At 73.1% G+C, this 21,553-nt stretch carries 24 protein-coding genes; 10 read left to right on the top strand and 14 right to left on the bottom strand.

Annotation, left to right across the window (positions count from 1 at the left end; all coding sequences use genetic code 11):
- Nucleotides 1–88 precede the first annotated feature (88 nt).
- A complete protein-coding gene (locus ACE4Q9_RS03160; RefSeq protein WP_397982662.1) occupies nucleotides 89–394 on the bottom strand; it encodes a DNA-binding protein in 306 nt (101 codons plus the stop codon).
- Between the two features lie 3 nt (nucleotides 395–397).
- Entirely contained in the window at nucleotides 398–655 is a 258-nt protein-coding gene (locus ACE4Q9_RS03155) for a helix-turn-helix domain-containing protein (protein ID WP_397982661.1), read from the bottom strand.
- Nucleotides 656–830: 175 nt separating this feature from the next.
- On the opposite strand from ACE4Q9_RS03155, the gene ACE4Q9_RS03150 reads away from it, so the two are divergent.
- Entirely contained in the window at nucleotides 831–1,250 is a 420-nt protein-coding gene (locus ACE4Q9_RS03150; protein ID WP_397982660.1) for a hypothetical protein, read from the top strand.
- Between the two features lie 428 nt (nucleotides 1,251–1,678).
- Nucleotides 1,679–3,037 carry an integrase gene (locus ACE4Q9_RS03145; protein ID WP_397982659.1) on the top strand — a complete coding sequence of 453 codons (1,359 nt, stop codon included), beginning with the start codon at nucleotides 1,679–1,681 and terminating at the stop codon, nucleotides 3,035–3,037.
- Nucleotides 3,038–3,144: 107 nt separating this feature from the next.
- Here the strand turns inward: ACE4Q9_RS03145 and ACE4Q9_RS03140 are convergent, their stop codons facing one another.
- Nucleotides 3,145–4,146 carry an LLM class flavin-dependent oxidoreductase gene (locus ACE4Q9_RS03140; protein WP_397982658.1) on the bottom strand — a complete coding sequence of 334 codons (1,002 nt, stop codon included), beginning with the start codon at nucleotides 4,144–4,146 and terminating at the stop codon, nucleotides 3,145–3,147.
- Nucleotides 4,147–4,202: 56 nt separating this feature from the next.
- Between ACE4Q9_RS03140 and ACE4Q9_RS03135 the strand changes: the two genes are divergently transcribed.
- Entirely contained in the window at nucleotides 4,203–4,694 is a 492-nt protein-coding gene (locus ACE4Q9_RS03135; protein WP_397982657.1) for a hypothetical protein, read from the top strand.
- Between the two features lie 37 nt (nucleotides 4,695–4,731).
- Here the strand turns inward: ACE4Q9_RS03135 and ACE4Q9_RS03130 are convergent, their stop codons facing one another.
- Nucleotides 4,732–4,947 carry a dodecin gene (locus ACE4Q9_RS03130; protein ID WP_397982656.1) on the bottom strand — a complete coding sequence of 72 codons (216 nt, stop codon included), beginning with the start codon at nucleotides 4,945–4,947 and terminating at the stop codon, nucleotides 4,732–4,734.
- Between the two features lie 221 nt (nucleotides 4,948–5,168).
- Between ACE4Q9_RS03130 and ACE4Q9_RS03125 the strand changes: the two genes are divergently transcribed.
- Complete coding sequence (locus ACE4Q9_RS03125; protein WP_397982655.1) at nucleotides 5,169–6,425, top strand: extracellular solute-binding protein; 1,257 nt, start codon at nucleotides 5,169–5,171, stop codon at nucleotides 6,423–6,425.
- A 26-nt stretch (nucleotides 6,426–6,451) separates the two neighbouring features.
- Here the strand turns inward: ACE4Q9_RS03125 and egtD are convergent, their stop codons facing one another.
- The 4 genes from egtD to egtA are packed head-to-tail and all read right to left on the bottom strand — an operon-like array spanning nucleotide 6,452 to nucleotide 10,858.
- Nucleotides 6,452–7,414 (bottom strand): L-histidine N(alpha)-methyltransferase, encoded by a 963-nt coding sequence (gene egtD, locus ACE4Q9_RS03120; RefSeq protein WP_397982654.1) that lies wholly within the window; start codon nucleotides 7,412–7,414, stop codon nucleotides 6,452–6,454.
- Nucleotides 7,411–8,190: an ergothioneine biosynthesis protein EgtC gene (gene egtC / locus ACE4Q9_RS03115; RefSeq protein WP_397982653.1), complete on the bottom strand. Its 780-nt coding sequence runs from the start codon at nucleotides 8,188–8,190 to the stop codon at nucleotides 7,411–7,413. Before egtC ends, egtD begins: the two co-directional genes overlap by 4 nt.
- Complete coding sequence (egtB, locus tag ACE4Q9_RS03110; RefSeq protein ID WP_397982652.1) at nucleotides 8,190–9,527, bottom strand: ergothioneine biosynthesis protein EgtB; 1,338 nt, start codon at nucleotides 9,525–9,527, stop codon at nucleotides 8,190–8,192. The genes egtC and egtB overlap by 1 nt, the downstream gene beginning before the upstream one ends.
- Complete coding sequence (gene egtA / locus ACE4Q9_RS03105) at nucleotides 9,524–10,858, bottom strand: ergothioneine biosynthesis glutamate--cysteine ligase EgtA (RefSeq protein ID WP_397982651.1); 1,335 nt, start codon at nucleotides 10,856–10,858, stop codon at nucleotides 9,524–9,526. Before egtA ends, egtB begins: the two co-directional genes overlap by 4 nt.
- A gap of 319 nt (nucleotides 10,859–11,177) precedes the next feature.
- On the opposite strand from egtA, the gene ACE4Q9_RS03100 reads away from it, so the two are divergent.
- The gene (locus ACE4Q9_RS03100) at nucleotides 11,178–11,999 is read left to right on the top strand and encodes a TIGR02452 family protein (RefSeq protein WP_397982650.1); all 822 of its coding nucleotides are present in this window, start codon (nucleotides 11,178–11,180) and stop codon (nucleotides 11,997–11,999) included.
- A 117-nt stretch (nucleotides 12,000–12,116) separates the two neighbouring features.
- Here ACE4Q9_RS03100 and ACE4Q9_RS03095 read toward each other — a convergent pair whose 3' ends face one another.
- Nucleotides 12,117–12,569, bottom strand: a complete 453-nt coding sequence (locus tag ACE4Q9_RS03095; RefSeq protein ID WP_397982649.1) for a type II toxin-antitoxin system PemK/MazF family toxin — start codon at nucleotides 12,567–12,569, stop codon at nucleotides 12,117–12,119.
- A gap of 77 nt (nucleotides 12,570–12,646) precedes the next feature.
- The gene (locus ACE4Q9_RS03090) at nucleotides 12,647–13,078 is read right to left on the bottom strand and encodes a cupin domain-containing protein (RefSeq protein ID WP_397982648.1); all 432 of its coding nucleotides are present in this window, start codon (nucleotides 13,076–13,078) and stop codon (nucleotides 12,647–12,649) included.
- A 93-nt stretch (nucleotides 13,079–13,171) separates the two neighbouring features.
- Here ACE4Q9_RS03090 and ACE4Q9_RS03085 point away from each other — a divergent pair, with 93 nt between their 5' ends.
- Together ACE4Q9_RS03085 and ACE4Q9_RS03080 are read left to right on the top strand one after the other, a co-directional pair.
- A complete protein-coding gene (locus tag ACE4Q9_RS03085) occupies nucleotides 13,172–13,912 on the top strand; it encodes a helix-turn-helix transcriptional regulator (RefSeq protein ID WP_397982647.1) in 741 nt (246 codons plus the stop codon).
- Nucleotides 13,909–14,337, top strand: a complete 429-nt coding sequence (locus tag ACE4Q9_RS03080) for a hypothetical protein (protein ID WP_397982646.1) — start codon at nucleotides 13,909–13,911, stop codon at nucleotides 14,335–14,337. Before ACE4Q9_RS03085 ends, ACE4Q9_RS03080 begins: the two co-directional genes overlap by 4 nt.
- A 4-nt stretch (nucleotides 14,338–14,341) precedes the next feature.
- On the opposite strand, the gene ACE4Q9_RS03075 is transcribed toward ACE4Q9_RS03080, so the two are convergent.
- From ACE4Q9_RS03075 to ACE4Q9_RS03065, 3 genes are all read right to left on the bottom strand, one after another.
- Nucleotides 14,342–15,748 (bottom strand): amidase, encoded by a 1,407-nt coding sequence (locus tag ACE4Q9_RS03075; RefSeq protein ID WP_397982645.1) that lies wholly within the window; start codon nucleotides 15,746–15,748, stop codon nucleotides 14,342–14,344.
- 96 nt (nucleotides 15,749–15,844) lie between these two features.
- Entirely contained in the window at nucleotides 15,845–16,804 is a 960-nt protein-coding gene (locus ACE4Q9_RS03070) for an alpha/beta hydrolase (RefSeq protein ID WP_397982644.1), read from the bottom strand.
- A gap of 237 nt (nucleotides 16,805–17,041) precedes the next feature.
- Entirely contained in the window at nucleotides 17,042–17,605 is a 564-nt protein-coding gene (locus tag ACE4Q9_RS03065; protein WP_397982643.1) for an NAD(P)H-dependent oxidoreductase, read from the bottom strand.
- 100 nt (nucleotides 17,606–17,705) lie between these two features.
- On the opposite strand from ACE4Q9_RS03065, the gene ACE4Q9_RS03060 reads away from it, so the two are divergent.
- Nucleotides 17,706–18,386, top strand: a complete 681-nt coding sequence (locus ACE4Q9_RS03060; protein ID WP_397982642.1) for a TetR/AcrR family transcriptional regulator — start codon at nucleotides 17,706–17,708, stop codon at nucleotides 18,384–18,386.
- 123 nt (nucleotides 18,387–18,509) lie between these two features.
- Complete coding sequence (locus ACE4Q9_RS03055) at nucleotides 18,510–19,517, top strand: LacI family DNA-binding transcriptional regulator (RefSeq protein ID WP_397982641.1); 1,008 nt, start codon at nucleotides 18,510–18,512, stop codon at nucleotides 19,515–19,517.
- Between the two features lie 25 nt (nucleotides 19,518–19,542).
- Here the strand turns inward: ACE4Q9_RS03055 and trxA are convergent, their stop codons facing one another.
- A complete protein-coding gene (gene trxA / locus ACE4Q9_RS03050; RefSeq protein ID WP_397982640.1) occupies nucleotides 19,543–19,917 on the bottom strand; it encodes a thioredoxin in 375 nt (124 codons plus the stop codon).
- A gap of 194 nt (nucleotides 19,918–20,111) precedes the next feature.
- Here trxA and ACE4Q9_RS03045 point away from each other — a divergent pair, with 194 nt between their 5' ends.
- Nucleotides 20,112–21,551, top strand: a complete 1,440-nt coding sequence (locus ACE4Q9_RS03045) for a dihydrolipoyl dehydrogenase family protein (RefSeq protein ID WP_397982639.1) — start codon at nucleotides 20,112–20,114, stop codon at nucleotides 21,549–21,551.
- The last annotated feature ends 2 nt before the right edge of the window (nucleotides 21,552–21,553 follow it).

Below are 21,553 nucleotides of genomic sequence, written 5' to 3'. Positions count from 1 at the left end.
AGGGCCTCACTTTCTGAGTTGAGTGGGGTTCGCCGATCGGGGGCCGTCAGCCGGGCAAGGAGGGCGGCCCTTCGGCGTGTTCAAGGGGTTACGCGGCGGCCGTGGCCCGAGTGCGGGCGGCCGGGCGTCGGCGCGGGCGCGGCATCGAGCGGCCCTTGCGCGGGTCGCCGGCGCTGCGGACGGCGTGGATCGCGGCGCGCTGCTCGCGGCTGGTCATGATCTTCCGGCCGGGGCCACCATTCCGGCCGCACAGCTCCGGGTTGGCACGGAGCAGCCGACGCAGCCACGAGGTGCTCATGCCGAGCACGAACGCGGTCTCCTGGAGGGTCATGTACTCCTGGTTCGGGTCGGCCGGGGGCTGCGGCCGGTGGTACTGGCTCTTGTCCGTGGCCACGGGTCATTCCCTTTCTGGGGGTGGGTCCTCGGTGGGGCGAGGAGGCGTGAGCCGGAGGCGTGCATCGGTCGCGTTGAGGACTTCGCGGAGGCGCCGGTACGTCTTGGGGCCCATGCGTCTGCGGGTGCCGGTTTCGAGGTAGCTGACGTAGCGGGGGCTGATTCCCGCCTGTCTGGCTAGCTCGGTCTGTGTGAGTCCCGCTTGCATGCGCTCCTCGCGGATCGCGTCCCCGTTGACCTCGTAGGTCAGCGGTTGGTGCATGCTTCGAGTTAACCCTAGTTGACCCTGGCTGTCTACCCCTCTGTGGATGTTAATGACCCATGTTGACCCTTCAGGGCAAAGCTTCGCTGGTTGCAGATGACCCGTCACGCGCTGAAACCGGCCGTATACCTGGTTGGAACTAGCTGGAACTGACTGGAACTGAGACCATGTCGACATGGCTACTCGTGATCTCGACCGCCTCGCGAAGTACGTGAAGGCGCACCGGCTGGAGCAGTACTCGTCGCGCGACGCAGCGGCTGCCGTAGCAGGCGTCACACGCAACACGTGGAAGCGCGTCGAGGAAGGGCTGGACGTGCGTGAGTCCACCTACGTGGCCATCGACAAGGCCCTCGGCTGGGCCGTCGGCAGTTGCATCGCCATCGCCGAGGGTGGCGATCCCGCCTTCATCGGCGACTCGCCGACATCCGCGGCCGGCGCTGCGCAGAAGCAGCTGAGCACTGCGGAGGCCCGGCAGCTGATGTGGGAGGCGGCACGGGCGACGTTGCCGAACGCTCCGCTCGGTGACATCGATGCCTTCGGCGAGGAACTTGTGGAGAAATTGCGAAGGGCTGGCGTTGTGGTGGACGACTCCTGACTAGCGGAGATCGTCCGTACAACCTTTTTGTCGTAGCCGAATCGTTACCTCCGGGACCTGATGAAAGCTCAACAACCACTCCCCGCTCACCTGTTCGGCGTGTAACCCTGGACGTCCACCCAGGGAGGTCCCAGGCGACACATAGGGGGACCGGTGAGTAATGTCATCTATCTGGATCTTGGGCCCACAGCCTTCGGGTACCCGACCCAAGTGAACGGCGAGATGGTGTGTGTCCTGTCCTCCAGGACTGCTGAAGACCGCGCGATTCAGGGGCGCGTGAGGCAGTTCATGAAGGCCCAGGGCCGGGATTGCAAAACCTGCCGCGCCTGCCCGATCGGACAGGCATCGTAGGTAGCAGTCCAGAGGAGGCGTCGGCGGCAGGGGTGCCCGCCACGCTTCCAACTTACCTTTCATTAGGGGGATCACCTATGCCCTACGTCGAGGCACGGGGCCGCTCGATCCGGGTGAAGTGGTGGAACGGCGAATACATCCTCGATCAGGACGGAAAGCCCACCAAGAAAAAGCGATATGAGTCCGCCTCAGGGCCCGAAGTTGGCATCCCGTTCAAAGACGAGGACGAGGCGTACAAGTACGGTCTCGACCGCGAGTACGAGGTACGTCACGGCAAGCACATCCCCAGGGCGTCTCGACAGACGCCCATGGATGAATATGCGTGGACCTGGTACGAGGCCGCTGATCTGCGACCGCGGTCTCTGGAAACGTACAAGTCGATGATCAAAAGGGTTATCGCGCCGGACTGGAATGGCCGGCCGGTAGGCGACATCACGCCCATCGAGTATGAGAGGTGGGAGCGGAGCGTCAGCAAGCGCTACTCCGACAACTACGCCTCTCAGCTGTGCAGTTTGTTCCGCACGATGATGGTCGACGCAGTGACGAAGTACAGGCTTCGCACCGATTCGCCCATCGTCACGCAAAAGCGGCGCGGCAGGTACGTCAAGCGGAAAGTACGGCGCGAGAAGAAGCACTTGCCCATCGAGCCCATTCACCAACTGGCCGTCAACGCGCACACCCTGTGGGGATACCAGGGATGGGTCTACGTGTGGACTGTCGCATTCACCGGCATGCGGCCACCAGGTGAGATGTTCGGCTTCCAGCGCGGCTTCGCCTCCCCGAACTGGCCAGCGTCAGACCCGGACAAAGAGCGCCGCGAGGAAGCGCTGTCCCGGTACAAGGACCTCCACGCGCTCCGCGTGCAGTATCAGGTGTACCGAGTGAACAGCCAGGCCACGCTCGCCAGCCCGAAGTACGAGTCGCAGCGCACTCTGGTGATCCCGCCGTTCCTGCACCGCATGCACGAGGCGGTCCTGGCGGCGCATGAGAGCCCGTTCGTGTTCCTGTCGATGGCCGGTCTCCCTCTGCTGGGGACGCACTTCAACCGGGTCTACTGGCGCCCGATGCGGGACGGGGCGGACGAGCGGACAGGGCGCTTCGGCCGGCCGAAGATTCCGGCGGTGCCTGAGATGGCGGGGCAGGACATCTACCGGCTGCGGCACTGGCATCGGGCGTTGCTGGACGAGCCGGGTGCGGACATCGCGAAGGTGGCGAAGGAGGCCCGCATGGGTCACGAGCTGCCGGGGATGGAGGGGGCGTACAGCGAGGTGACGCTCGCGATGGAGGAGCGGATCTCGGAATACCTTCAGAGCGTGTGGGAGAAGCAGGTCGTTGCGACCGGGCTGTGGGTGCCGTCTTTTCCCACTGGTCTCCCATCCGGCGCATCGGATGGGGTGTCTGCCCTGTTCAGTGGCCTTCCGGTACTTGACGGCTAGTCATCTTGTCCATGAAGGACATGGCGGTCCTCCTCCTCGCTTGCGTCCTTGCCCTCTCAGGGTCACCGGCGCGGGCCCGGCTCGCATCTCGGGGGTCGTCCGGGTGCTCAGGGGGCGAACAGCGCGGCCAGCAGGCGGTAGGAGTCCAGCAGCGCCGGGCGGTCGTAGCCGCTGGTCGTGACCAGGACCTCGGCCGCGCCGGTCTCCTTCAGCACCGCTTCCAGCTCGTTCGCGACCTGGTCCGGCGTGCCCGCGAGCTGACCGGCGAGCTGGGCGTCGTACGCCTCCCGCTCCCGCGAGCTCAGCACGCGGGCCTCGGTCTCCCCGGCCGGGGCGAGCGGCGGGAAGGTGCCGTGCGTGCGGGCGTACGCCATCGACCACGCCTCCGGGACCAGCAGCCGCCGCGCCGCCTCCTCGGTCCGGGCGACCGCGACCGCCCCGGAGATCACCACGTAGGGGTCGGACGCCCAGGGTGAGGGGCGGAAGGCGGCGCGGTAGCGCTCGACGCCGCGCAGCAGCCGGTCCCGGTCGCGCAGGTCCCCGATGACCAGGGGCAGCCCGGCCCGCGCCGCGATCCGCGCGCCCTCGCCCAGGGCCAGCACGAACGGTGGTACCCGCAGGCCGTCCGCGGGCCGGGCGCGCACCCCCGCGGGGGACGGCCCGGAGAACCAGTCGAGCAGCTCGCCGAGCTGGGCGCCGAAGTCCGCCGCGTCCTCCTTGTCCCGGCCGAGCGCCCGGCGCACCCCGTCCGTGAAGCCCACCGAACGCCCGAGACCCATGTCGATCCGCCCCGGAAACAGCGACTCCAGCACCCCGAACTGTTCGGCGACGACGAACGGCCGGTGATTGGGCAGCATCACCCCGCCGGTGCCCACCCGGATCGTCCGGGTGGCGGCGGCCACCGCGGCGGCCAGCACCGTCGGCGCGGAACCGGCGACACCGGGCACCCCGTGGTGCTCGGACACCCAGAACCGGTGGTAGCCGAGCGCCTCCGCCTCCCTGGCCAGCGCCACGGTGTCCCGCAGCGCCTCGGCGGGCGGGTGGCCCTGGCGGACGCGGGAGCGGTCGAGGACGGAGAATCTGGTCCGGGAGATCACTGAACTGCGCACGCAGGGTTCAACGCCCTGGCGGCCCGCGGATTCCCGCGGGTGGCTAGGGTTCTCGTGTGAGCGACGACAGCGCCCGGCCGATCGCCGTGTTCGACCTCGACAACACCCTGGCGGACACCGCCCACCGGCAGCACTTCCTCCGGCGGCGGCCCAAGGACTGGGACGGGTTCTTCGCCGCCGCGCCGGCGGACCCGCCGCTCGCCGAGGGCGTCAGGCTGGCCCGCGAGAGCGCGCGGGACTGCGAGATCGTCTACCTGACCGGCCGCCCGGAGCGCTGCCGCCGCGACACCCTGGACTGGCTCGCCGCGCACGAACTGCCCGCGGGCGACCTGTACATGCGGGGCGACGCGGACCGCAGGCCCGCCCGGTTCACCAAGCTCGCGACCCTGCGCAGGCTCGCCCAGGGCCGCGAGGTGTGCTTCCTCGTGGACGACGACGCGGTGGTCTGCGACGACGCCGAGCGCGCCGGATTCACCGTGGTGCGGGCCGGCTGGGCCGAGGATTCCGCGGCGCTGCGGGAGGCCCAGGAGAAGGAGGGCCGTACCTGAGACGGTGTGAAGCGGGACCGTACCTGAGGCGGCGCGGTCAGTCGCCGTCCTCGATGCGGAAGCCCACCTTCAGGCCCACCTGGTAGTGCTCGATCCGGCCGTCCTCGATCTGGCCGCGGACCTGCGTCACCTCGAACCAGTCCAGATTGCGCAGCGTCTGGCCGGCGCGCGTGATGCCGTTGCGGATGGCCTGGTCGAGGCCCTCGTGGGAGGTGCCGACAATCTCGGTGACCCGGTAGGTGTGGTTCGTCATCGGGGGGCTCCTTGGGCCGGGGGACACGCCGTACTCCACGGTGCCGCATCCCGGCCCGCTCCGCACGGCGTAGGGGTCGTCACTCCGCGTAGTGGCCCTTGACCTCGGCATTGGTCCATACCAAAATCCAGCCACACCCGTACGAGCAGCCGTGCTCGTCCCCCCACGTCGGGCTCCCACCCCTGTGCGCATCCGCCATGCCAGACAGAACAGGACCCCTCGTGAGACGTCGTCTGCTCGCCCTCAGCTGTGTCACCGGCTGCCTCGTCAGCGGCTGCGGGATGCTCCCCGGCACCCATCAGCGTGAGACCGTCACCGTGTGGCTGATGAAGGACAGCGCCTCGGCAAACTTCCTCGACCGCTTCACCAAGGACTTCGAACACACCCACCCTGACCTGCGCCTGGACATCCGCGTCCAGGACTGGACCGGCATCGTGGCGAAGGTCCGCAAGGCGCTCGCGCAGACCTCCGGCGACGCCCCGGACGTGATCGAGGTCGGCAACACCCAGGTGCCGCTGTACGCCGACGGCGGCCGGCTCGCCGACCTGACCCTGGAGTCGATGCGCGACTGGGGCAAGGACAAGTGGCTGCCCGGTCTCGCCGAACCCGGCAAGGACGGCAGCTCGCAGTACGGCATTCCCTGGTACGCCGCCAACCGCGTCGTCATCTACCGCAAGGACCTGTTCGCCCAGGCCGGCATCGCCCGGCCGCCGCGCACCCGCGCCGAATGGCTCGCCGACACCGAGAAGCTCGACTCCGGCCCCAACCAGGGGATTTACCTCGCCGGACAGGACTGGTACACGCTCTCCGGCTTCATCTGGGACGAGGGCGGCGACCTCGCCCGCAAGGCCGGCGACTACGACTGGAAGGGCGCCCTGGCTTCCCCCGCGGCACTGCGCGGCATGGACTTCTACCGGCGGCTCCAGTCGCTGGGCGACGGGCCCAAGGACGCCGACGAGGAACACCCGCCGCAGGCCGGGGTGTTCGCGGGCGGCAAGGTGGCGCAGATCGTCGCCGTACCGGGACTCGCGCAGGACATCGTGCGGCGGAACCCCCAACTCAAGGGGGAACTGGGCTACTTCCCGGTGCCCGGCCCGACCGCCGCCCGACCCGGCGCCGTGTTCACCGGCGGCTCCGACCTCGTCATCCCGCAGAACACCAAGGACCAGTTCGCGGCGACCGCCGTCGTCGGGGCGCTCACCGGCGCCAAGTGGGACACCGAACTCGCCCGCACCATGAACTACGTGCCGAACAAGACCACGCTGGCCGCCGCCGTCTCCGGCGAGCAGGGGGTCGCCGCCATGGCCGCGGGCGCGGCACACGGCAGGGCGACCCCCAACACCCCTCAGTGGGCGGACGTCGAGGCCGACAACCCGATCAAGCAGTACATGACCAGGGTGCTGAACGGGGCCGACCCGGCGACGGAGGCCCGCCGGGCGTCACAGCGGATCACCGAGGAACTCACCCCTAAACTCTGAGCCGTTCACCGCGCCAGGCCCGTCGCTCACCGTGCCACGCTCAGCGACAGCGCGAACCGTTCCTCCGCGTCGGTCCACCAGTGGGTCAAGTCGAGCCCGGCGGCGGCCAGTTCCCGGCTCACCCCTTCCTTCCGGAACTTCGCCGACACCTCGGTGCGCAGCTCCTCGCCCGCCGCGAACTCCACCGCGAGGTCCAGCGCGGGCACCTTCACGGTCTGCGCGGTGCGCGCGCGCAGCCGCATCTCGATCCACTCGTGACGGGCGTCCCACAGGGCCACGTGCTCGAAGGCGTCCGGGTCGAAGTCGGCGCCCAGTTCGCGGTTGACGACGTTCAGCACGTTCTTGTCGAACGCGGCCGTCACCCCTGCCGCGTCGTCGTACGCCCGAACCAGCACCTGCTCGTCCTTGACCAGATCGGTGCCCAGCAGCAGCCCGTCGCCGGGTTCGAGCAGGGCGTGCACCGAGGCGAGGAACGCGGCGCGTTCGGCGGGCAGCAGATTGCCGATGGTGCCGCCGAGGAACGCCACCAGTCGGGGGCCGGGCGTCGCGGGCAGGTCGAGCGGCGCGGTGAAGTCGGCGATCAGCGCGTGCACGTCGAGGGCCGGGCGCTCCGCGACGAGCGCCCGGCCTGCCTGGGTGAGGGCGCTCTCGCTGACGTCCACCGGGACGTACGCGGCCAGCGAGGTGAGCGCGTCGAGCAGGTGGCGGGTCTTCTCCGAGGAGCCCGAGCCCAGCTCGATCAGCGTCCGGGCCCCGCTCGCGGCGGCGATCTCACCGGACCGGGCGACCAGGATCTCCCGCTCGGCACGGGTCGGGTAGTACTCGGGCAACTCTGTGATCTTGTCGAAGAGTTCGCTGCCCCGCGCGTCGTAGAACCACTTCGGCGGCAGCCACTTGGGGTCGTCGGTCAGGCCGCGCTCGACATCGGCGCGCAGCGCGGCCTCCGTCGCGTCCTCGGGGAGGGTGCGGGTGACATGCAGAGGGCTCACGTACAGGGCTCCTTCGGTGGTACGGCGGCCGGTCGCGCCGCCGGGGCGAGCAGCACGCCGGTGCTGTCCGCGGTGAGCACGGTGCGGTCGGGGACCTCCCGCCACAACGGGTCGTCGTCGTAGGGCTCGGAGGCGACGACCGTGCCGCGGCCGGGCTCCGTGCGGTACCAGAGGCTGTCGCCCCAGGCGGTGGCGGCGATGGTGGCGCCGTCCGTCAGCAGCAGGTTCAGCCGGGAGGCGGGGGCCGCCCGCGCGACCTCGCGCGCCGTCTCCGCGAGGGCCCGGTCCGGGGCGGCACCGGTGCGCAGCCGGTGCAGCACCAGGGCCCAGACGAACGCCGAGTCGGTGCGCGCGGGCAGCGACAGCAGGTCGACCGGGGGCAGCGTGGCCACCAGGGGTGCCGCCGCGTCCGGCCAGCCCGCGACCGCCCCGTTGTGGCTGAACAGCCAGCGCCCCGCGGCGAACGGCGCCGCCGCGGCCTCCGCGTCCGCCCCCGCGAGGGTGGCGTCCCGTACGGCGGCGAGCACCGCGCCGGAGCGCACCACCCGGATCAGGTCGGTGAAGGACAGGTCCGCCCAGATCGGCCCGGCCCGCCGGTACCGGGCGGGCTCGGGGTCACCGGGCGCGTACCAGCCCATGCCGAAGCCGTCGGCGTTGACCGTGCCGTACCGCTGCCGCCGCGGCGCCCACGACTGCCGGAACAGGCTGTGCGGGGGCTCCGCCAGCAACTGTCCGAGCGGCAACTCGTGGCCGACGTAGGCAAGGTGACGGCACATCAGTCGGCCTCCGAGCGTGCGGTGCGGAACCCGGAGAAGATCTGCCGCCGGATCGGGTAGTCCCAGTTGCGGAAGGTGCCCCGGCAGGCCACCGGGTCCACGGCGAACGAACCGCCGCGCAGCACCTTGTACTCGGGGCCGAAGAACACCTCCGAGTACTCCTTGTACGGGAACGCCCGGAACCCCGGATACGGCAGGAAGTCGCTCGCCGTCCACTCCCACACGTCACCGATCAACTGCCGTACTCCGAGCGGAGATTCGCCCGCCGGATAGCTTCCGGCCGGTGCGGGGCCCAGATGCCGCTGGCCGAGGTTGGCGTGCTCCGGCGCCGGGTCGGCGTCGCCCCAGGGGTAGCGCCGGGAGCGGCCGGTGGCCGGGTCGTGCCGGGCGGCCTTCTCCCACTCCGCCTCGGTGGGCAGCCGGCGCCCGGTCCAGCGGGCGTAGGCGTCCGCCTCGTACCAGCACACATGCAGCACCGGCTCGTCCGGCGGCACCAGCTCGGTGATGCCGAAGCGGCGGCGCAGCCAGCGGTCGCCCTCCCGGCGCCAGAACAGCGGCGCGCCGATGCCGTGCCGCCGGATGTGCGCCCAGCCCTCCGGTGCCCACCAGCGCTCGGTGTCGTAACCGCCGTCCTCGATGAACGCCTGGTACGCCGCGTTCGTCACCGGGGTGGTGTCGATCCAGAACGGCGCCACCTGACGCGGGTGCGCCGGGCGTTCGTTGTCCAGCGCCCACGGCTCACCGGAGGTGCCCATGGTGAACGGGCCGCCCGGCACGAGGACTTCGGCCGGGCCGGTGAACGGCGGGCCGGGCTCCGGCTCCGGCGCGGTCAGGACCGGCGGACCGGTGCGCAGCTGATGGGTGATCAGCATCGTCTCGTCGTGCTGCTGTTCGTGCTGCGCGACCATCCCGAAGGCGAAGCCGGCCTCGGTCAGCCCGGTGCCCCGGAGATCGGCGGACTCGAGCACGTCCAGCACCCGCCCGCGCACCTCGGCCACGTAATGCCGGGCCTCCGCGGGCGGCAGCAGCGGCAGCGAGGGCCGCTCCGCGCGCGGATGCTCGAAGGCGTCGTAGAGGCCGTCGATCTCGGGGCGCAGCGCCTCCCGCCCGCCGACCGCCCGCAGCAGCCACAGCTCCTCCTGGTTGCCGATGTGCGCGAGGTCCCACACCAGCGGGGACATCAACGGCGAGTGCTGCGCGGTCAGTTCGGGCTCGTCCACGCACGTGGTGAGCGAGGTGGTGCGGTCGCGGGCGGTGGTGAGCGAGGCCAGCGCGCGCTCGCGCAGGGCCTCGGGGTCCGGCTCCGCGGCCGTGGTGTCGGCCTTGGCGGCGGTCATGAGGGGATGTCCTTCCTGCCATGGGCGGCGGGGCCGCTCCCGGGCCGGGCGATGCCGGTGCCGGGGAGCGCGTCCAGCAGATCGTCGGCCGGGCAGCGGCCGCGGGCGACATAGCGCTCCAGGTACCCCGCCACGGCGTCCGTCACCTCGGCGCCGGCCCCGAGCCGGGGCAGCGCGTCCAGCGCCACCGCGAAGCAGGCGGCGGCCACCTCCCGCAGCTCCGGGTCGGCGAGCCCGAGCCGCGCCGCGTCGGACCACAGCGGATTGTGCGGGGCCGGCCGGTTCAGGGCCCGCTCGGCCAGGGGTTTCACCAACCGGTAGGCGGTCTCGGCCGCCTGGGGATCGTCGAACAGCGCCGCCGTCACCGCGAGCGGCACGATCCAGCCGTCGTCGCCCGGCTGCGCGTCGATCATCCGAAGCTCCAGATGGCCGCGCGGTCTCACCGGCGGGAAGAGGGTGGTGAGGTGGTAGTCGAGATCCGACCGGGTCGGCGGCCGGGGCCCATGGCCGCGCGTCCACTCCCGGAAGGTCAGCCGCTCGGGCACCTCCCAGGGCCCGCCGTCCTGGCGCACGCACATCACCGGGGAGTCCAGCACGTGCCGGGCCCACGCCGCGCGCGGCTCCTCCTCCAGCGGGGGCGCGCCCGCCCGGTCCGCGCCGATCCGCGCCCACATCAGCTGCCGGGTGGACAGCCAGCCCGTGGGCAGCCGTCCGATCAGAGGGGAGTTGGCGAACGCGGCGACCAGGACCGCGCCCAGCTGGTGCGCCAGCCACCAGCGCCGCCCGTGCCCCAGCGGGCCCGGCTCCTCGTGGCCCGCGTCCACGCAGACCTGCACGGAGGCGGAGGCGCGCATCATATGCCGGCCGGCCGGTCCGGTGCGGTCCAGACAGGTCTCCATCGCGTCGTAGCGCGGCTCGCGCAGGAACCTGTCGGGGAGGCGGAAGGGATCGTGGCCGAGACCGACGAGGACGAGCCCGTGCCCGTCGAGGACGGCGCGGACGGCCGCGAGGTCGGCGCAGACGGTGCCGACGCACTCCGTCAGGCAGGCGGCGGGCGGCGAGCTCAGCTCCAGCTGACCGCCGGGTTCGACGGTGAGCGCGGAGCCGAGGGGTACGGCGCGCACGGCGGCGTAGGCCGCGCGAAGCCGTTCGGGTGACACGGGGCGCTGTGGCAGGCCCCGGTCCTGGACGAGCCACTCCAGCTCCACACCGAGGGTGCGGGGTGGCCCGGTCTTGAAGCAGACGCCCTGGACCAGGGCGTCCACCTCGGCCTCGGTGACGGCCGTACGGCGCTCCGTACAGTCGCCACCCTCGTCTGTCGCATCGGACATGTCGGGATCCTCCTGAGATTCCACCATGTCTCCGGCCCGGCGTCCGGTGGGCCGGGCAGGCACTCGTCCCAGCCAAAACCCTCGTGCCGCGTCGCACAAGAGTGCCTCCCGGACGTCTCCGACACGTCACCGCCGCGATCGCGCGCGTTCGCGGCGGGTTCCGGGGCGGGTTCGGGCGGTTCCGGGGCCGGTTCGGGGGCCGGTTCCGGGGCCGGGAAATTCCGTTGCACCGCCCCACCAGCATCACTCAGGATGACCGCATGAGCACAACGGGGGAGACCGCGCGGGCCGCGATCATGGCGTCCACGGGGGTGGCGCCATGAGCGCGCGCCTGCGCGGTATCGCCGCGGAGACGGAACAGATCGTCGCCGCGGGCCGCTACCGGGCTCCGGGCGGCCCGGAGGTGTCCCTCGCGGACGCGATAGCGGCCGCCCGGACCGGCACCCGGATGTACGGCCCCGGACCGGTCCCGGTGCCGCCGGCAGCCGGCCTGGACACGGCCGTCGAGGTGACCGGCGAGAGCAGCATGGAGGCCGCCCACCGGCTGTCCGGCGCCCCGGTCGCCGTCCTGAACTTCGCCTCGGCGAGAAACCCCGGCGGCGGCTATCTGAACGGCGCCCAGGCCCAGGAAGAGGCCCTGTGCCGCGCCTCCGCGCTCTACACCTGCCTGCTGCGGGCCCGGGAGTTCTACGACCACCACCGCGCCGACCGGGACCCGCTCTACTCCGACCGGGTGATCCACAGCCCCGGCGTCCCCGTCTTCCGCGACGACCGCGGACGGCTGCTCACCGAGCCCTACCACGTGGGCTTCCTGACCGCCGCCGCCCCGAACGCGGGGGTCCTGCGGCGTACGGCCCCCGACCGCGCCGCCGAGGTCCCGGCCGCCCTCGCGACCCGCGCCGAACGGGTCCTGGAGGCCGCCGCGGCCCATGGCTACCGGCGGCTGGTGCTGGGCGCCTGGGGCTGCGGCGTCTTCCAGAACGATCCGGGGCAGGTCGCGGCCGCGTTCCGGAACCTGCTCGGCGCCGGTGGCCGCTTCGAGCGGACGTTCGAGCATGTGGTGTTCGGCGTGCTGGACCGGACACCCGGCGCGACGGTGCGGGAGGCGTTCGTACGAGCGTTCGTGCCGGCCGGGGTGTGAGCGAGGCGGGGCGGCCTGTCCGGGGCGCAGGCTGCTGGAGCCGGTGCCGCGCCCCGATGTCCGGGCCGGTGGACGTCGGCCCCTGTTGTCCCGGTGCCCCGCCCCCGCCGTCGGCCGTCAGGTCCAGCCGTACCGCTCGTGCAGCCGCTGCCGGACCAGGTCGAAGCGCATCCGGTCCAGGGCGCACGCCTCGCGGCGCATGCCGTCCTCGTGCAGGCGCAGCACCCGGTCCACGTCCACCCAGGAGTCCCGGCCCGAGCGGTCCCAGGGGCCGCTGCCGATGGCCACCCACTCGCGGTCGCCGTCGTGCCGCTTGCTGGAGAGCTGCACGGCCAGGAAGGTGCCCGCCGCCTCGCGGGCGACGACCAGCACCGGGCGGTCCTTGCCCCGGCCGTCGCCCTCCTCGAACGGCACCCAGGTCCACACGATCTCGCCGGGGTCCGGATCGCCGTCGTGGGCCGGGGAGTACTCGGTGCGCACCCGGCCGACCGCGCGCGGGTCGGCCTCGTTGGTCGCGTGCGGGCCGTTACGGCCGGGAACGTTCTCATCAGTGTCGGTAAACGTGCTCACGGGGGCACCCTAGTGGCACGTCCGACCGGGGCAACGGGCGCCCGGCTCCTGCGCGTTGGCCCCGGTCCCGGTATGGGTCAGGACGACGGTCCGTCGGCGGGCCGGGCGGTGATGCCCAGGCCGGGGCGGCGGTTGTGCACGGTGAGATAGGTCAGCCCCCGCGTCCCCGCGCTGACGCTGCGGGTGGAACCGCGCGGCAGCCACACCAGCGCACCCTCGCCGAGCGGCCGGGGCGCGTCCGAGGCGCCCGCGCCGAGCACACCGTCCCCGGCGACCACCAGCAGCAGCACGTCCAGCCGCGCCTCCGCGTGCGCCGCGATCCGCCCGCCCGGCGCGATCCGCACCACATTGGCATCCAACTGGCGCCCGCTCTCGGCGAGTTTCCACAGCACACCGGACGGCACCGGCGGCGCCTCGGCCAGCGCCCGCGCCTCGCACAGGATTCGCGGAACCGGTTCCGCCCGCCCGGCCTGCGCCGCTGCGCCGTCCGCCGCGGACTCTGACGTCATGTGCACCCCTCGCTGTCTCGGCTCTCGGAAGCCACCGTACAATTTTCACATGTAGGATTCGTGAAAAATACTCGCAGGTGAGGAGCGGTGGACATGGCCGAGAGCCCGCGTCGGCGTGCCGTGCTGGACGCGCTGCGCGCCGCGCCCGCGCCGCTCGGGGTGACGGAGACCGCCGCGCGGCTCGGCATTCACCCCAACACCGTCCGCTTCCACCTGGACGCCCTGGTGGCCGACGGCCTGGTCGAGCGCCGGGCCGAGCCGTCTCCCGGCCCCGGCCGGCCGCGCACCGTCTACACCGTCCGCCCCGGCATGGACCGCGGCGGCGCCCGGCGGTACCTGCTGCTGGCGCGGATGCTGCTCAGCCGCTGGGCGTCGGCCGACCCGGCCGAGGCGCGCGAGCAGGCCATGGAGACCGGCCGGGAATGGGGGCGCTTCCTGGTGGAGCCGCCGCCCCCGTTCGAGCGGCCGACGGCCGAAGGGTCCGTGACCCGGCTGCTCGCCCTGCTGGACGACCTGGGCTTCGAGCCGACCCCGGACCCGGAGCCGAGGGCGGGGGCTGCCGCGGAGCCGGAGCCGGGGGCAGGAGCGGACTCAGGGGCGGCCGGCGGGCGGCGCATCCGGCTCGGCCACTGCCCCTTCCTCGAACTGGCCGAGGAACACGGCGCGTTGGTCTGCCCTCTGCATCTCGGCCTGATCCAGGGCGCCCTGGACCGGCTCGGCGCGCCGCTGACCGCGACCCGTCTGGAGCCGTTCGCCGAACCCGACGCCTGCTGCGCCCACTTGGGCACGGCGGACTCCGCACCACGGCACACCGGAAAGGCAGCACACCGGTGAACACCGCGTCCGCGGCCGTCGCCACCGCCGTCACCTTCGTCTGGCTCGGCATGGTGCTGGCGATCTCCTTCCTGGAGGCGCCACTGAAGTTCCGCGCGCCGGGCGTGTCCGTCCCCGTCGGGCTCGGCATCGGCCGGCTGGTGTTCCGGGCGCTGAACACCGTCGAGGCGGTGTGTGCGGCCGTGGTGATCGCCGCCGTCGCGGTGGGCGCCGCCCCCGCCCGGATCACCGGCCTGACCGCCGCCGCGGTGGTCCTCCTCCTGCTCCAACTGGTCGCCGTGCGGCCCTTTTTGAACCGCCGCTCCGACCGGGTCCTCGCGGGCGAGGAGCTGCCCCGCTCCCACGGTCACCTGTGGTACGTGGCCCTGGAACTCCTCAAGGTCGCCGCCCTGCTCGCCCTGGGCATCGGCCTCCTCACGGTCTGACCGCTCACCCGGTCGCCCCGGCAGGCCACAGCTCGTGCCACCGCGACTCCGCCTCCAACTGGGCGGCGAGCGACACCAGCAGCGGTTCGCTCCCCGCGGGCCCGAGCAGCTGCGCCCCCACCGGCAGCCCGTCCCCGGCGAAACCGGCGGGCACATTGACCCCGGGCCAGCCCAGCACGTTCCACGGCCACGCGTACGGACACGCGGCGATCATCGCCCGGTCCGTGGCCATCGGGCCGAGCCGGTACAGCGCGCCGATCCGCGGCGGGGGCACGGCCGTGGTCGGGGCGAGGATCACGTCGTACGACCGGAAGAAGGCGCCGATCCGCCGGTGCAGCGCCGCCTCGGCGCGCCGGGCCGCCCGCAGCGGGGCCCCGCCGAGCAGCCGGCCGAGCCGGGCCGCGCCGCGGGTGCGCGCGTCGAGCAGCGCGGGATCGGGGGCCTCCGCGGCGAGTTCGGCGATCCCGGCGGTGGCGCGGGGCACGAAGGCCAGCCCGATCTGCCCGTAGGGCGGGTCGTCCTCCGTCACCTCGTGACCCAACCCCGCGAGCTGCCCGGCGAGTTCGGTGACACGGACGCGGATCTGCGGGTGCAGCCGGGCCGGTACGGCGGTGAACGGCGGCTTCAGGGAGAGCGCGACGCGCAGCCCTCCGGGGTCGCGGCCGACCGCGTCCGCCACCGTCAGCGCGGGCGGCCGGTGCACGTCGAGGGCGTGGCTGCCGCTCGCCGCGTCCAGCAGCAGGGCGGCGTCGGCGACCGTGCGGGCCAGCGTCCCGTTGACCGTGATGCCCTGGAAGGGATCGGGGCGCGGCCAGGTGGAGATCCGGCCGCGCTGCGGCTTGATGCCGATCAACCGCGTCCAGGCGGCCGGTATGCGCACCGAGCCGGCGCCGTCGGAGCCGAGCGCCGCCGGGACGAGGCCCGCCGCGACCGCCGCCGCCGAGCCGCCCGAGGAGCCGCCGGGGGTGTGCCCGTGGTGCCAGGGGTTGCGGGTGGCGCCGAAGGCCCGCCCCTCCGTGAACGGCCACTGTCCCAGCTCACAGGTGTTCGTCTTGCCGACGATCACCGCGCCGGCCGCGCGCAGCCGCCGTACCGCCTCCCCGTCGGTGGCCACCGGCGGGAAGTCGCCCGCGCAGCCGAACGCCGTCGGCTCGCCCGCCACGTCCGTGTCGTCCTTCACCGCGAGGGGCACCCCGAGCAGCGGCCGCCGTCCGCCGGCCGCCAACTCACGGTCGGCGGCGTCCGCTTCGGCGAGCGCGGCCTCGGCGCGTACGATCCGGAAGGCGTTCAGCACCGGCCGGCTCGCCTCGATCCGGGCCAGGGCCTGCTCGACCAGCGTCCGTGAGGTCACCTCCCCGGCGGCGAGCGCGCGGGCGGACTCGGCGAGACCGGGGGAGCGGTCGGGCGTCATGGGCGCGTACCTCCGGGAGGCTCCGGACACGGGGACTACCGAACGGTAACGTCAACAAGCCGGGCTGGGGAGGGGTTCACCCGCGCGGTCCACGGCTCACCGCGCCAACAGCCGCCGCAGCCAGTCGAGTCGGGCGGCGCGTGCCGTCCGGGACAGGGCCGTGTCGGGGGCGAGCGCCTCGAAGCCGTGGAACGCGCCGGGCCAGACGTGGAGTTCGGCCGCCGCGCCGGCCTGCCAGAGGCGGGAGGCGTAGGCGACCGTCTCGTCCCGGAAGGTCTCCGCCGAGCCGACGTCGAGGTAGGCGGGCGGCAGTCCGGACAGATCGTCGGCGCGGGCGGGGGCCGCGTACGGGGAGACGTCCGGGCCGCCCCGGCGCGCGCCCAGCAGGGCCGTCCAGGCGGTCTCGTTGGCGGTGCGGTCCCACAGGCCGAGCCCCGCCATCTGGTGGCTGGAGACGGTGTCGTTGCGGTCGTCCAGCATCGGGCTCATCAGCAACTGGCCGAGGATGAAGGGCCCTTGTCGGTCGCGGGCGAGCAGCGCGGCGGCCGCCGCGAGTCCACCGCCCGCGCTGGCCCCCGCGAGGACGATGCGCCGCGGGGCGCCGCCGATCTCCGCCGTGTGCGCGGCGGTCCAGACGAGTCCCGCGTAGACGTCCTCGACCGGCGCCGGGTACGGGTGTTCGGGGGCGAGCCGGTAGTCGACCGACACCACCACCGCGCCCAGTTCCCGCGCCCAGCTCAGGGGGATTTCCACCCCGGCCCGGTCGGTGCCGGCCATCATGCCGCCGCCGTGCACGTGGTAGAGCACCGGCAGCGGGGCCGTCGTATCCGCCGGGCGGCAGACCAGCAGCGGGACGCCGGGGGCGCCCGGCGGTCCCGGCACGGCGTGCTCGCTCACCTCGAAGGCGCCGCCGAGCGTCAGGTCCGGTGCCGCCAGACAGGTGCCGCGCCGGGCGGCGCCGAGATCCTCCAGCCGGAAGCCGGGCGCGGCCGCGTCCCCGAGCGCCTCCAGACACGCGGCCAGCTCCGGGTCGAACGGCGGCGGGACCAGGGACACGGCTTCCTCCTCGGACGGGCTGACGCGATCACGGCCGTACGGCCATCGTCCGCATACCCGCGATGCCGCGCACCAGCGGTACGGCGCCGAACGACCAGCCGGGAGCCTGGACCGCAAGGCGCGGCTCCTCGGTACGAGGACGACGCGGGCCGGCCGAGGAGCCCTCAGGGGTCGGGAAAACCCGTAGGGACCGGAGGCCGCTCGGTTCCGGTCCCTACGGGTGGTGCGAGGGGCGGCTCAGGCGGCCGCGGTCTCCGTCACGGTGCCGTGCAGGCGCGCCACGACCTCGGCCAGCTGGGCGGCGACCTCGGCGTCGTCGGCCGGGTGGGTCTCGGCGAAGCGGGTCAGGGAGCCGGGGATCGAGAGCTTGATGTCCTCGACGACCTTGCCGCCGGCGATACCGGCCGCCTTGCGGGTGTCGTCCTGCGCCCACACGCCGCCGTACTGGCCGAAGGCGGTGCCGATCACGGCGACGGGCTTGCCGCCGAAGGCGCCGGCGCCGTAGGGGCGGGACAGCCAGTCGATGGCGTTCTTCAGGACGGCCGGCATGGTGCCGTTGTACTCGGGCGAGAACAGCAGGAACGCGTCGGCGCCCTGAGCGGCCTCACGCAGCGCCGCGGCGGCGGCCGGGACACCGCCCTCGACGTCGACGTCCTCGTTGTAGAAGGGCACGTCGGCCAGGCCCTCGAAGATCACGACCTCGGCGCCCTCGGGGGCGAGCTTGGCGGCCGCCTCGGCCAGCTGACGGTTGTGCGAACCGGCACGCAGGCTGCCGACGAGCGCGAGGATACGAACAGACATGGGAAGACTCCAGGGGCTGAAACATCGCCGTTACGATCCGGACCAAGGTCCGTTTAAATTTCTATCACCCTAAACGGACCGGGGTCCAGTTCTGTTCCCGGTGCTTTACGCTGTCTTCATGTCCAGCGCGCCGCAGTTCTTCCCGATGCCGCAGGAGCCCTCCGACGCGCCACCCCTGCTGGAGCTCGGCACCGCTCCCGAGGAGCCCTGTCTGCGCGCCGACGCGGCCCGCAACCGCGCCCGGCTGCTGGAGGCCGCCGCCCGCCTGATCGCGGAGCACGGCGTGGCCGGCGTCACCATGGAGGCCGTCGCCTCGGCGGCCAAGGTCGGCAAGGGCACGGTGTTCCGGCGCTTCGGCGACCGCACCGGGCTGCTGACGGCCCTGCTCGACCACTCGGGGCGGCAGCTCCAGGCCGACTTCCTCGGCGGCCCCCCGCCGCTCGGCCCCGGCGCCCCGCCCCTGGAGCGGCTGCGGGCGTTCGGCATCGCGGTGCTCTACCGCTCGGCCGAACAGCTGGAACTGCAGCTCGCCGCCCAGCCCGAGGCCTGCCGCCGCTTCTCCCACCCCGCGACGCAGGCGCTGCGCACCCATGTCGTCATGCTGCTGCGGCAGATCGTGCCGGACGCGGACTGCGAACTGCTCGCCCACACCCTGCTGGCCTCGCTCGACCCGGCCCTCATCCACCATCTGACCCGGCAGCGCGGGCTGCCCATGGCCCGCCTGGAGGCGGCCTGGGTGGACCTGGTCGCGCGGGTGACGGGCACCGAGCCGCCCGCCTGACCCGTCTCGCAAAGGGTCGGGTGGCCCTGTCCGGCGCGCCGAACGGACCTCGTCCGTACGGGAGTTGGTCAAAGGACGAACCAGGGTCCCCCGCCCGCCGCACCCCCCGACCGCTCTGCCAAGATGCGGTCTGTCATGGTGCAGATACCGAACACTCCCACGAGTGCCGATGTGGCCCGCCTGGCCGGCGTCTCGCGCGCGACCGTGTCCTACGTCCTGAACAACACCGACGCCGTGCGGATCAGTGAACCCACGCGGCGGCGGGTCCACGAGGCCGCGCGGGAACTGGGGTACGTCCCCCACGCGGCCGCCCGCAGTCTGCGCGCCGGCCGCAGCCGTACGGTCCTCATGCCGGCCCCGGCGGTACCGGTCGGCCCCCTCTACAGCGCGTTCCTCAACGAGGTCCACAGCGCCCTGGGCCGGCTCGACTACACCGTCGTCCAGTACGGCTCCGTCGGCCTCCAGGGCGACGAAGCCGCCCGCGCCTGGGCCGAGTTGCGGCCCGTGGCGGTCCTGGTGCCCGGCACGGGGCTCGGCCCGCGAGGCGTGGCCGTCCTCAAACGCTCCGGCGCCCGCGCGGTCGTCACCCTCGGTCCCGAGCGCGTCGAGGGCGCGCACGCCCTGCTGATGGACCATGAGGCCGTGGGCCGGTGCGCGGCCGCCCACCTGTACGAGCGCGGCAGGCGGCGGATCGGGGTCGTCGTGCCCCAAGAACCGGGCCTGGAGGCGTATTCGGGGCCCCGGCTGGCCGGCGCCCGGCGGGCGCTGCGCGGCACCGGGGCGAGCGTCACCGGCGTACCGCTCGCCTACACGGAGCGGTCCGCCGCCGAACTCGCGGAACACTGGCCCGACGTGGACGCGGTGTTCGCCTACAACGACGAGTACGCCATGCTGCTGATGCGCGCCCTCCAGGACGCGGGGCGGCGCATCCCCGAGGACGTGGCCGTGATCGGCGCCGACGACCTGATGCTCGGCCGGCTGCTGCGGCCCCGGCTGAGCACCGTGCGCATCGAACTGCCCTCGGGCCGGGACCTCGCCGCCCTGGTCGACCGCGCGGTGCGCGATCCGGGCGGCGAACCGGAGGTGCACCGGGTCCTGGGCTCCTCGGTCGTACCCCGCGAGTCCACCTGAGCCCGGCCCGCCACCCCCGGCACCGCTACTCCGCCTGGCCCTCCTGGGCCGCGATGCTCTTGCGGACCTCGTCCATGTCCAGCTTCCGCGCCTGGCCGATGACGTCCGTCAGGGCCGCCTCGGGCAGCGCACCCGGCTGGGCGAACACGGCCACCCGGTCCCGCACGATCATCAGCGTCGGGATCGACTGGATGCCGAAGGCCTGCGCCAGCTCCGGCTGGGCCTCGGTGTCCACCTTGCCGAACACGAGGTCCGGGTTGTCCTCGGCGGCCTTCTCGTACACCGGCGCGAACTGCCGGCACGGCCCGCACCAGGACGCCCAGAAATCGATGAGCACGAAGTCGTTGTCCGTGACCGTCTGGTCGAAGTTTTCCTTGGTCAGCTCCACGGTGCTGCTCATGGCCTGGTTCCCTCTTCCTGGTGTGGGGTGTGCCGACGGCACAAACACGACCGCCGGACCGGCTATTCCGGGCAGTGTCCCCGCCGGTGCGGGCACGGCGCACGCGCACCCGGAGGCCTCACGCGCGGCCGGGCGCCCGTGTGCGCGCTCGTACCCATGTGGCCACAGCGCACACCACCCACCAGACTGACCCCATGACGGAAACGACGGAATCGGAAACCATCGCGTACGACGTCGTGGTGCTCGGGGCCGGGCCCGTGGGGGAGAACGTCGCCGACCGCACCCGCGCGGCCGGCCTCACCACCGCGATCGTGGAGAGCGAACTGGTCGGCGGCGAGTGCTCCTACTGGGCGTGCATGCCCAGCAAAGCGCTGCTCAGGCCGGTCATCGCCCGCGCCGACGCCCGCCGGCTGCCCGGCCTCGCCGCGGCGGTCCAGGGTCCCCTCGACGCCCCGGCCGTACTGGAGCGCCGCGACGACTTCACCTCCCACTGGCAGGACGACGGGCAGGTGGACTGGGTGGAGGGCATCGGCGCCGACCTCTACCGGGGCCACGGCCGCCTCGCGGGCCCGCGCCGGGTCACCGTCACCGTGTCCGACGGCAGCGTCACCACCCTCACCGCCCGGCACGCCGTCGTCGTCTGCACCGGCACCCGCGCCCAGCTGCCCGACCTGCCCGGTCTCGCCGAGGTGCGGCCGTGGACCAGCCGCGAGGCCACCAGCGCGGACACGGCACCCGGCCGGCTGATCGTCGTCGGAGGCGGTGTCGTCGCCACCGAGATGGCCACCGCATGGGCGGCGCTCGGCAGCCGGGTCACCCTGCTGGTGCGCGGCAAGGGCCTGCTCAGCCGGATGGAGCCGTTCGCCGGGGAACTGGTCGCCGAGGCGCTCACCGAGGCCGGGGTGGACGTGCGCACCGGGGCCTCCGTCACGTCCGTCACGCGGGAGGACGGCACCGTCGTGGCCCTCACTCGTACGGGTGAGCGGTTCGAGGCCGACGAGATCCTCTTCGCCACCGGCCGCGTCCCCCAGACCGACGACATCGGCCTCGACACCATCGGCCTGGAACCCGGCTCCTGGCTGGAGGTCGACGACACCCTGCGGGTCACCGGGACCGACTGGCTGTACGCCGCCGGTGACGTCAACCACCGCGCGCTCCTCACCCACCAGGGCAAGTACCAGGCCCGGATCGCGGGCGCGGCCATCGGCGCCCGCGCGGCCGGCACCCCGCTGCTCGACGGCCCCTGGGGCCCGCACGCGGCCACCGCCGACCACGGGGCCGTACCCCAGGTGGTGTTCACCGACCCGGAGGCCGCCGCGGTCGGCCTCTCCCTCGCCGAGGCGGAGGAGGCCGGCCACCGCGTCCGCGCGGTGGACGTCGAGTTCTCCTCCGTCGCCGGGGCGGCCCTGTACGGCGACGGCTACAAGGGGCGCGCCCGCATGGTCGTGGACCTGGAGGACGAGATCCTGCGGGGCGTCACCTTCGTCGGCCCCGGCGTCGGCGAACTCATCCACTCGGCCACGATCGCCGTCGCGGGCCACGTCCCGGTCAGCCGCCTGTGGCACGTGGTCCCGTCGTACCCGACGCTCAGCGAGGTGTGGCTGCGACTGCTGGAGGCGTACCGGGACAACTGACC

Origin of the sequence: Streptomyces sp. AM6-12 (assembly GCF_044327085.1) — a bacterium.
Classification (GTDB): Bacteria; Actinomycetota; Actinomycetes; order Streptomycetales; family Streptomycetaceae; genus Streptomyces.
This window is presented reverse-complemented; position numbering and strand designations above follow the sequence as displayed.

Excerpts from the sequence above, each read along its gene's own strand:
- ACE4Q9_RS03155 (WP_397982661.1), bottom strand. The coding sequence starts at position 655 with ATGCACCAACCGCTGACCTACGAGGTCAACGGGGACGCGATCCGCGAG.
- ACE4Q9_RS03150 (WP_397982660.1), top strand. The coding sequence starts at position 831 with ATGGCTACTCGTGATCTCGACCGCCTCGCGAAGTACGTGAAGGCGCAC.
- ACE4Q9_RS03145 (WP_397982659.1), top strand. The coding sequence starts at position 1,679 with ATGCCCTACGTCGAGGCACGGGGCCGCTCGATCCGGGTGAAGTGGTGG.
- ACE4Q9_RS03130 (WP_397982656.1), bottom strand. The coding sequence starts at position 4,947 with ATGACGAACCACACCTACCGGGTCACCGAGATTGTCGGCACCTCCCAC.
- egtC (WP_397982653.1), bottom strand. The coding sequence starts at position 8,190 with ATGTGCCGTCACCTTGCCTACGTCGGCCACGAGTTGCCGCTCGGACAG.
- egtB (WP_397982652.1), bottom strand. The coding sequence starts at position 9,527 with ATGACCGCCGCCAAGGCCGACACCACGGCCGCGGAGCCGGACCCCGAG.
- egtA (WP_397982651.1), bottom strand. The coding sequence starts at position 10,858 with ATGTCCGATGCGACAGACGAGGGTGGCGACTGTACGGAGCGCCGTACG.
- ACE4Q9_RS03100 (WP_397982650.1), top strand. The coding sequence starts at position 11,178 with ATGAGCGCGCGCCTGCGCGGTATCGCCGCGGAGACGGAACAGATCGTC.
- ACE4Q9_RS03090 (WP_397982648.1), bottom strand. The coding sequence starts at position 13,078 with ATGACGTCAGAGTCCGCGGCGGACGGCGCAGCGGCGCAGGCCGGGCGG.
- ACE4Q9_RS03085 (WP_397982647.1), top strand. The coding sequence starts at position 13,172 with ATGGCCGAGAGCCCGCGTCGGCGTGCCGTGCTGGACGCGCTGCGCGCC.
- ACE4Q9_RS03075 (WP_397982645.1), bottom strand. The coding sequence starts at position 15,748 with ATGACGCCCGACCGCTCCCCCGGTCTCGCCGAGTCCGCCCGCGCGCTC.
- ACE4Q9_RS03065 (WP_397982643.1), bottom strand. The coding sequence starts at position 17,605 with ATGTCTGTTCGTATCCTCGCGCTCGTCGGCAGCCTGCGTGCCGGTTCG.
- ACE4Q9_RS03055 (WP_397982641.1), top strand. The coding sequence starts at position 18,510 with ATGCGGTCTGTCATGGTGCAGATACCGAACACTCCCACGAGTGCCGAT.
- trxA (WP_397982640.1), bottom strand. The coding sequence starts at position 19,917 with ATGAGCAGCACCGTGGAGCTGACCAAGGAAAACTTCGACCAGACGGTC.
- ACE4Q9_RS03045 (WP_397982639.1), top strand. The coding sequence starts at position 20,112 with ATGACGGAAACGACGGAATCGGAAACCATCGCGTACGACGTCGTGGTG.